At 64.4% G+C, this 8,154-nt stretch carries 7 protein-coding genes; 1 reads left to right on the forward strand and 6 read right to left on the reverse strand.

The window, feature by feature from the left end; genetic code table 11:
* The 4 genes from QZ588_RS17235 to QZ588_RS17250 form a co-directional block, all read right to left on the reverse strand.
* A partial coding sequence (locus tag QZ588_RS17235; protein WP_295544252.1) for a hypothetical protein occupies window positions 1-384 on the reverse strand: 384 nt, incomplete at its 3' end.
* 73 nt (window positions 385-457) lie between these two features.
* Window positions 458-859: a hypothetical protein gene (locus QZ588_RS17240; RefSeq protein WP_295544254.1), complete on the reverse strand. Its 402-nt coding sequence runs from the start codon at window positions 857-859 to the stop codon at window positions 458-460.
* 11 nt (window positions 860-870) lie between these two features.
* Window positions 871-1,437, reverse strand: a complete 567-nt coding sequence (locus QZ588_RS17245; protein WP_295544256.1) for a hypothetical protein — start codon at window positions 1,435-1,437, stop codon at window positions 871-873.
* Window positions 1,430-2,824, reverse strand: coding sequence for a site-specific integrase (locus tag QZ588_RS17250; RefSeq protein WP_295544258.1), 1,395 nt, complete (start codon window positions 2,822-2,824; stop codon window positions 1,430-1,432). Before QZ588_RS17250 ends, QZ588_RS17245 begins: the two co-directional genes overlap by 8 nt.
* A 567-nt stretch (window positions 2,825-3,391) precedes the next feature.
* On the opposite strand from QZ588_RS17250, the gene QZ588_RS17255 reads away from it, so the two are divergent.
* Window positions 3,392-4,399, forward strand: coding sequence for an MBL fold metallo-hydrolase (locus tag QZ588_RS17255; protein ID WP_295544259.1), 1,008 nt, complete (start codon window positions 3,392-3,394; stop codon window positions 4,397-4,399).
* Between the two features lie 191 nt (window positions 4,400-4,590).
* Here the strand turns inward: QZ588_RS17255 and QZ588_RS17260 are convergent, their stop codons facing one another.
* Together QZ588_RS17260 and QZ588_RS17265 are read right to left on the reverse strand one after the other, a co-directional pair.
* Window positions 4,591-7,239, reverse strand: coding sequence for an ATP-binding protein (locus tag QZ588_RS17260; protein WP_295544261.1), 2,649 nt, complete (start codon window positions 7,237-7,239; stop codon window positions 4,591-4,593).
* 11 nt (window positions 7,240-7,250) lie between these two features.
* Window positions 7,251-8,009 (reverse strand): response regulator transcription factor, encoded by a 759-nt coding sequence (locus QZ588_RS17265; protein WP_295544263.1) that lies wholly within the window; start codon window positions 8,007-8,009, stop codon window positions 7,251-7,253.
* Window positions 8,010-8,154 lie beyond the last annotated feature (145 nt).

An 8,154-nucleotide genomic window follows, 5' to 3' on the forward strand; every position in this document is an offset into this window, starting at 1 on the left:
CTCGCGGCGAGTGCCGGTGCGCACCTCGGCACGAACCTCGCTGCGGCCGCAGTCTCCAGCAGCCCGCAGGCGGTGGTAGCCGTCCGCCAGGAGCATCTGATCGCCGTCGCGGTACACCACCACCGGCGGGAATGGCCAGGCGGGCGAGCCGTCCAGGGCTCGGCGATAGTCCTCCACCGTCTCGGGGTCGAGACCCTGGGCGCGCTGCTGGATGGACGGGTCAATGGTAATGTCCGTTAGCCGGACGGTAGTGGGGTCAAGCGTCGTGGTGTTATCCTGCATCTCGTGCACCTTGTCTGGGGTGTGCGGCTCAAGTCCGTAGTTGATGCGCGCCTCGGCCGGCTGGTCCCCGGTCGAGGCGCATCCGCGCGCGGGTACAGTCATCGCGCCAACTCCTGCTGGATGCGCTCCAGATTGGCCGCGTTGATGCTGCCCAGGCAGTCATACAGGTCGTTGGTCATGCGGCAGTCCTCCGCGCGTCCGCCTGGGCCTGCTGGGCCTCGATCCAGGCCGCCTCGTCACTGTCGAGGATGCGGAGCTGGCCGCCAATCTTGATCGCGCGCGGCATCAAATCTCGGCGCCGATAGAACGTCGCCTCCGAGATGCCGTGCCGCTCGCAGAAGTGCTCGATAGAGTCGGATGTCGGTCGATTCAATGTCATCTGAGTTACCTCAGCATCGGTGCAATCGGATGATTGCAATGGCCTGCCGATGCAATGGCGACAGTGAACCACAGCCTCGATAGCGAATGAAACCGACGCAATTACCGAATAATAGATTCGCATTGATTCGGTTGGTTCGCCATGGTCGTCTGGCACAAAAAAGCCGCCAGAATCGGCGGCTTGTTGCAGATTGGGCAACAATTGACAGGCTACGCCTTTCCTTGGTTTAGTCGCCGCTGGCGTATCCCTGAAGCAAGGCTTTCCGCTTTGCGCTTCGGGTCAGGATGATTGGGGAAACGGATCGCAACGACTTCGCGGCAGGCGCGGGCCATGTTCTTTTTCTGCTGGCGCTGGTAAATCTGAATCACCTCGTTTATAGCTTCGTCGTTGGTCACAGGATGGCCCGGCTTGCCCGGCGCAGGGATAGACGAGGTGACTGCCGCTGGTGCCTTACCAGTAACGGGTGACCGCCGAGACTGGGTAAGCACTTCAACAGCATTGGTCATATCAGCTTCGCCTGTGCGCTCAATCCATGCGCGCACATCCTCGATGGTGCAGGGAAAGTCGAGTTTGCATTCTCGCTCGAATTGCCTGAGCGCCCGCCGTTCCTCGCAGAACAGGTTGTTGCGCTCATAGCTGTTTACGGTCGGGACGTTGGCGCGGATGCCTTGCTCGTCAATGCAGAATAAGCCGTTGTCGCCTTCATCCACCTGCCCGACAAGTAAGTCGATGAAGTCGTCCATATCGATGCTGTCAGGGTTCGGTCGCTCACCCATGGGCCACCTCCTGGCGCAACGCCACCACGTTGTCCGTGCGCGGCTTCGCATGGCGCAGGATGGCATCCTCCACCTGCTGCATGATCGGACGCAGATCCTCGATGTCGATCTGCGCATAGTGCAGCCCCGTCACATCGCCCGTCGTCTTGTGGTTCAACGCGGCCTTGATCCCGTAGCTGCCGACACCAGCGCGGTCCGCCATCGATGCCCAGGTCCGCCGCAGATCATGCGGGCCGATCTTCAGGCCGGTGTCGGCTGCGATGGCGTCGAGTTGGCGCTGAATCTGTGCGGTGCCGATGACATAGGTCTCTGCCAGCTCCGCCGCCGCGATGTTGCGCTCGGTCGGCTTGGCGCGGGCCAGATCTGCCAGGGTCGCGGCGGCTTGCTGACGCTGCTTGAACAGCGCGCGCACGCGGTTGCTGATGGGCAGGGTGTGATCGGCGCCATTCTTCGTCTCGCGAACGGTGAAGGTGCCGCGTCGCAGGTCGACGTCCTCCCAGCGCAGGTAGGCGGCTTCGCGGCGCCGTAGGCCGGTCAGCAGGATCAGCTCCAGGTACGCGGCGACGCGATGCCAGTCGCCGTCAGCGCGCTTCTGGTGCGCTGGCAGGTTGCGCACGGCCGTGAGCCAGGGTGCAAGCTCATCGACGGACAGGCGCCCGGTGCGGGGCTTTGTCTGCGCCCACTTGCGCTGGATCTTGTTGATCTTGTCGACCGGGCAACGGCCGAACGGCTGCTCGTTGTCGTCGGTGCCGTAGAACTCGGTCGCGAAGTGATGGGTTGCGCGTAGGACCGCCATCGCGCGCGCGGCGACGTTCGCCGATGCCTGCTTGGTCAGTTCGGCGTGTCGCGTTACGGCCATCGCGCCGGTGATGTCCTGCAGCGGCTTGCCCTTCCAGCCCTTCAGATCCCGGTCGATGGCGCGTCGGTAGCCGTCGAGCGTCTGCTTGCGCAGTGCTTTGGTGGCGATGTACTTGTCGAAGGCGTCGCCGAGCGTGATGTGCGCAATCTTGTCAGCGACGTCTTGCTGACGTTGCTCGGCTTGTTGCTGGCGTAGTTCGTCGTTCGGGTTGATCCCTTCCCGGAGCTTGGCGAGCACTTCGGCGGCGCGACTGCGGACGCTGGGCTGTCCCTTCAGGGCCGTGATCGGCAGTTCCCCGACCTCGCAGATGTTGACGCGGATTGGTGCCGCGATGCCCTTCGCGCGCGCGTACACTTGAAGGGTTCGCCGACCGTCCGGGTGACGGGTGCCGGCCGGGTGGACGACGCAGATCAGACCGGGCTGATCGGAGTCTCTGACGATGTAGCGCTTGCCATCGGCAGGCGGTAGCGCGTTCAGCCGCGCCTGGGTGAACTTGATCGGCGCTTGCGGTATGGTTTGGGTAGTCACTGCTCGCTCCTTGGTCAGCGGTGGTGACAGAAGCCGGGTCGACGTTGCCGCGTCGCTCGGCTTCGCTGTTTCTGTAGCTCGGAAGTTTCTGGGCTACACCTGGGCTACAGAATTATGCGATTTCCTGCAATTCCGTGCAAGTCGATGCGACTCGTTGAGAAACAAAAAAAGGCATCTAGAACAGTTGATTAGGTAGGAATTGGCAGGGTTGTCAGCGACTTGTGAAACCCTATCCGGCAGTTCTCATAATGCCGATGTCGCTAGTTCGAATCTAGCCGTAGCCACCAGAAAACAGAATGAAAGCAGCCGCCTGCGGGCGGCTTTTTTGTGCCCGACCGGCAGGCGCGCTCATCCCCGCCGGGCTCGAATCCGGGTGTCTGTCCGCGCAGGTCTTCGGTGATCAAGCGCTCGTGTGTTGCCAGCGCCGGGGGCGCCGGAGCGAGACTCGACGTCGCGCTGGTATGGAGGACACAGTCGGTTCCCGCCGTACTTTCGAAACCGCCAGCCAGCCTCACATCACGAAGGTCTCGACACGAAGGTCTCGACCGCCAAAGAGGAATGCCTGCCATGCCAATCAAAACGATTCACCGCCGTTTCAGGCGACAGCACACGCGTCAGTTCGGCCCCCGTGTCCTGGCTACCCTGGTGCTGCTGTTCATCGGGCCGCTCAGCGCCGGCGAGCGCGGCCCGAAGGTCCCCGATGCCGTCGCGCAAGAGGTGGCGCCCGGCGTCTTCACCCTCTTTGGCGAGATCAATCACCCGACCCCCGAGAACCAGGGCTTCATGGCCAACTCGACCTTCATCCTCACCGATGAGGGCGTGGTGGTGATCGATACCGGTTCCAGTGTGCAGATCGGCGAGATGCTGCTGCGACAGATTCGCGCCCGGACCGATAAACCCCTGCTGGCTGTGCTGAACACCCACGTCCATGGGGACCACTGGCTGGGTAATCAGGCCATGGTGGCCGATACGCCCGGGGTACCCATTTATGGCCACCCGCAGATGCTGGCGCTGATCGAGCAGGGCGCGGGCGCGCAGTGGTACGACATCATGATGAATGCGACCGATGGGGCCATCGCCGGCACCGAACCGGTGCCGCCGACCCAGACCCTGGATGATGGCGACAGTCTGTCCGTCGGTGGCCTGACCATCCGCGCCCACCACTATCCGGAAGTCCATTCCACATCCGATCTGATGTTCGAAATCCCGGAACGGGGAGTGCTCTTCCTGGCCGACAATGCCAACAATGGGCGCATCGTGCGCATGGATGATGGCTCGTTTCGCGGCAGTCTGGAGGCACTGGAGGACATCAAATCACGCGTGACCACCGCCGAGGTGCTGATTCCGGGGCATGGGCCCGTCGGCGACTGGTCGATCGTCGATGACTATGTCGGCTACCTGGGCGGCCTGTATGAGGCCGTAGCCGAGTTCTATGACGAGGGACTGAGCGACTTCGAAATGAAACCCGCCATCAGCGAGCGGCTATCGGCCTATGCGGACTGGCCGGGCTTCGAGGGTGAGTTGGGCAAGCACATCTCGCTGGTCTATCTGGAGGTCGAAGAGGAGGCCTTCTGAGCGAGATGGCGCGATACCCGTCGCATCTCGGTTTTCGCTTTCTGCGGGCTGGGTTGCAGCTGGCGGGGGACGCCGTGAATACGTCCCTGTAGGCTTCACGACAGCATCCCTGCTGTCGAGACCCCCGCCAGCTGCAACCCAGCCCGCAGACGCCTGCGCCGGACATTGACATCCGCCGGGTATACATGGCGTTAACCGCGCGCAGCCTGCAACTCCTCACGCAACTGCTGGATTGCTTCCCGATCAATAACGCCGGCTTGCTTGAGCTGGTGATTGAGGCAGCGGGCGGAATCGGCCAGCTGACTGAAGGATGCCATGGAGGCGCTGCCGACCAGACGGTGGCTCGCCGCCAGTGCCCGCTGCAGGTCCTTGTGCCGCGCCGCCTCGCAGAGGGCGTCATCCACCGCCCGCGCGGTGGCATGAAACCCTTGCAGCACCTGCTCCTGCAGCTCCGGCGGCAGACGCTCGAGAGGCTGGCGGTCATCGTCCGCGGCGACTTCGGGCAGCCGCCCTGACCCACCGGCCAGGGCATCGACCAACTGCCCGGTGGAGTACGGCTTGGTCAGCAGCGCATCAAAGCCCGTGTGCTGCGCCTCGTCACGCGCTTCTGCACTCGCGTCTGCGGTCACCAGCACAAATCGTGGGGAGTATCCGGCACTGCGGCACAATGCACGCAGGCTATTGAGCGTGGCGAGGCCGTCGCCGTCCGGTAGTTGGCGATCCAGCAGCACACTGTCGAACCGCCCCGTCTCGGCCGCGCGCCGACAATCGGCAAGCGTTGTCGCCGTCGTTACCTTGTGGCCGAGTGCACACAACAGCGCGCGGCCGATCAGCTGGTTCTCGACCACGTCCTCCACGAGGAGGATTCGCTGTTCTGCAGTGACGAGCGCCGGTCCTCGGGTCTGCGCCTGCGCTTCATGGCCGAGGTCGACCGGCACAGTGACGGTGACTTGGGTACCGTTATCCGGCGTGCTATTGATCGCCAGCGCTCCCTGGAGGGCGTTCACCAACTCCCTGACCACCGTGAAGCCATGTCCGGTCAGTTCCCCGCGCCGTAGTGCCGCCAATGCATCCGCTTCCAGCCCGCGGCCGTTATCGTCAACGGCCATCCGGAGGCGGACATTCCTGGGATCGCTGCGCTCGAGCCCCAGGACCGCGACGACGCGCCCTCCCGCCGGTGTGGCCGCAAGGCCATTGTTGACCAGGTTAACCAGAATCCGTGCCAGGTAGCGCCGGTCCGAGACGACCTCGGCCGATTGTCCACCCGTGCTCACGACCAGTTCCACCTGCGCATCACGGGCGCGCTCCTGCAGCAGGGTCTCCACGTCCCGCGCAAGGTCAGCCAGCGCGAAGCGATTGGCGACGACACGCTCGGTGCCCCGCTCGAGCCGCTCGAAGAGCGTGAGATCCTCGATGATGTCGAGCATGTAACGGGAAGCCCGTCGCAGCATCCGCTGCTGCTCCGCCCCGGCCAGGCTGCTGCTATCCAGCTCAGCCATGTCTGCCAACCCGACAACAGTCGCCAGCGGTGTGCGCAGATCATGGGAAACCGCTGCCATGAAGCGCTCTTTCACCCGGGCCAGTCGCTCCGCACGAAGACGGGCCGTCTCGGCCTGAAGCGTGCGCCGGCGCACGGTTCGCTCGAGCGCACGCTTCACCTCGAGGTCATGGAGACGGTGCGCCTCTCGCAACCGCTGCCCTTCAAGGGTCGTCTCCCATAGCCGAGCGCCCAGCAGCACCAGGCCCAGCAGCGTGATCAGCAAGGGCAGAAGCCCAGCCATGATGTCTCGCAGAACATGCGGCAGGGCCGCGCCAATCCAGGGAATGCTGGCAAGGCCCGCTGCGCCCAACGGCAGGAGCATCGCCAATCCAGCCAAGGCCGGGCGATTGCCCCGCAGAACCAGGGCGAGGAGCACGGCGAAGTCAACGAGGGCTACCAGCAGAATGGCGCCATTGGCGAGTTGGAGGAGCCAGCGTCCCAGGCCAAACTGGAGGCTCAGGGCAGGACCGACGAGCCAGAGGCACAGCAGCGCGCACTGGGCGAAGCGAAGGGCGGTCGCCGCTTGCGGTAGCAGGGCAGCCACCGGAAAGGCACAACGCAGGACACCGAGTGCGCCGATAGCGATGGGAAGCGTATAAACCGGGTTCAGCGATGCCATGTGCGCGCGCAGTGCATCGAGCCAGCCCACCGGCAGGGCGCCTGCCTGCAGCGTCACATAACATGCCGTTCCGGCAACGGCCAGCGCCAGCCATGCGGCCGATGGCTCCCGCATCGCCGCCGCATAGACCAGTAGCCCGAGCAGGCAGGTGCCCATGGCGCCCAGGGCTCCCACGGCGGCGAGCCGCTCACGTTCCTGGTGTGCGGCGAAGGCATTGGCGTCCCACAACCGCAGAGTCTTGGGAATGGCGGTGTCGGAGGCCAGGCGCAGGTAGAGCTTGGTGCCGGCCGTCTGCCCGGATGCGAGCGCAAAGGCCTGCGGCGAAAAGTAGCCTTTCCGGGCTATCGGTGCGAGTACCGAGATACCAGACGCAGGTGAGACGAGGTAGGCATCGGCGCTCTCGACCCACCACCGCCCGGCCTCGAGCACGGTATTTGCATAGCGTGACAGTTCGCGGACATCCCACCGCAGCCAAAGCGCACCCGTCGGATAGGTGGCCGGGGCGACGCCCACAGTGAAGTGCGTGTCCCGGCCAGTGCCCGTCAGCTGTTCTATCGTCAGCAACCCACTCGCATCGTATAGCAGCTCGGCCGACTTCAGGGGGAGAACAGCGTCTGCCGACGCCGGTCCGGCGGCGAAGCACAACGCCAGCAGCAACCCCCTCAGCAGACGTCCCAACATCGGTCACTGCTTCATTCAATGTAGTACCCGAAACCCGGCATAGCCTTGATACGTATGCCGCGGAAACAGGGCTGGCTGCGAAATTTACTCCGAAGTCGGGATATGAGCACGGACACCGAGCGCACATTGCCCACGCCGCTGGCAATCGCATCGGCCAGGACTTCCGTCGCCACCACAGAACGGTGCCGGAGAAGGCGAGCGAGGATTTCCGTTTCGCCGGCGGTCAAGGGCACACTGTCACCGTCCGCTGCCAGGAACCGTCGGCGCTGCTTGTCGAGCACGAATTCCCCCCAGCGCTGCTGATCAGCATTCGCTAAGGCAGCGTCGGGCTCAGGGAGGGCGACGGCGCGTCCGACGCGCCAGACGAGCTCGTCCGGATGAAAGGGCTTGACAATGTAATCCACGGCGCCGGAGCGAAGCCCCAGGGCGCGCTGTTCCGGTTCGCCGCGAACGGTCATGATCAAGACGGCCTGGCTCGGGCGCAGCTCGGTCAGCAGATCGAACCCGTCCCCGTCGGGCAACCCGAGATCCAGGAGCATGACCCGAAACCGGTTCTGCGCCAGCGCCTGCCGTGCCTCTGCACAGTCAGCCACGGCGGTCACCTGGAAGCCCGCCTCGCGCAGCACGGCCTCGCACAGATACATGTTGGCGAAATCATCCTCGACGATGAGGACATCGCAGGCGTTGGCTTGCCCGGGCGTGGCCGGTTCGGCCGTGCATACCGCCGCGTCGGCGCGACGCCCGCGGGCGAAACCGTGCTCTTTGCTCATGGCGCGCAGTTTAACGGATCAAAGGCCCATAGCGCGCACGCTCGTTCATGGCAAACGCCGCTGCCACGGCCGGGTGGCCGCGGGTGATTGCTCACCCGCGGCTCCCACAGATCCGGACGTGCGCGTTAACGCATCCGGCTCCTCG

Origin of the sequence: uncultured Thiohalocapsa sp., from assembly GCF_913062725.1 — a bacterium.
Taxonomy (GTDB): domain Bacteria; phylum Pseudomonadota; class Gammaproteobacteria; order Chromatiales; family Chromatiaceae; genus Thiohalocapsa.

What these genes read in the sequence shown, in the direction of transcription:
- QZ588_RS17245 (WP_295544256.1), bottom strand. Translation starts at nt 1,437, where the DNA reads ATGGGTGAGCGACCGAACCCTGACAGCATCGATATGGACGACTTCATC.
- QZ588_RS17255 (WP_295544259.1), top strand. Translation starts at nt 3,392, where the DNA reads ATGCCAATCAAAACGATTCACCGCCGTTTCAGGCGACAGCACACGCGT.
- QZ588_RS17265 (WP_295544263.1), bottom strand. Translation starts at nt 8,009, where the DNA reads ATGAGCAAAGAGCACGGTTTCGCCCGCGGGCGTCGCGCCGACGCGGCG.
- QZ588_RS17260 (WP_295544261.1), bottom strand. Translation starts at nt 7,239, where the DNA reads ATGTTGGGACGTCTGCTGAGGGGGTTGCTGCTGGCGTTGTGCTTCGCC.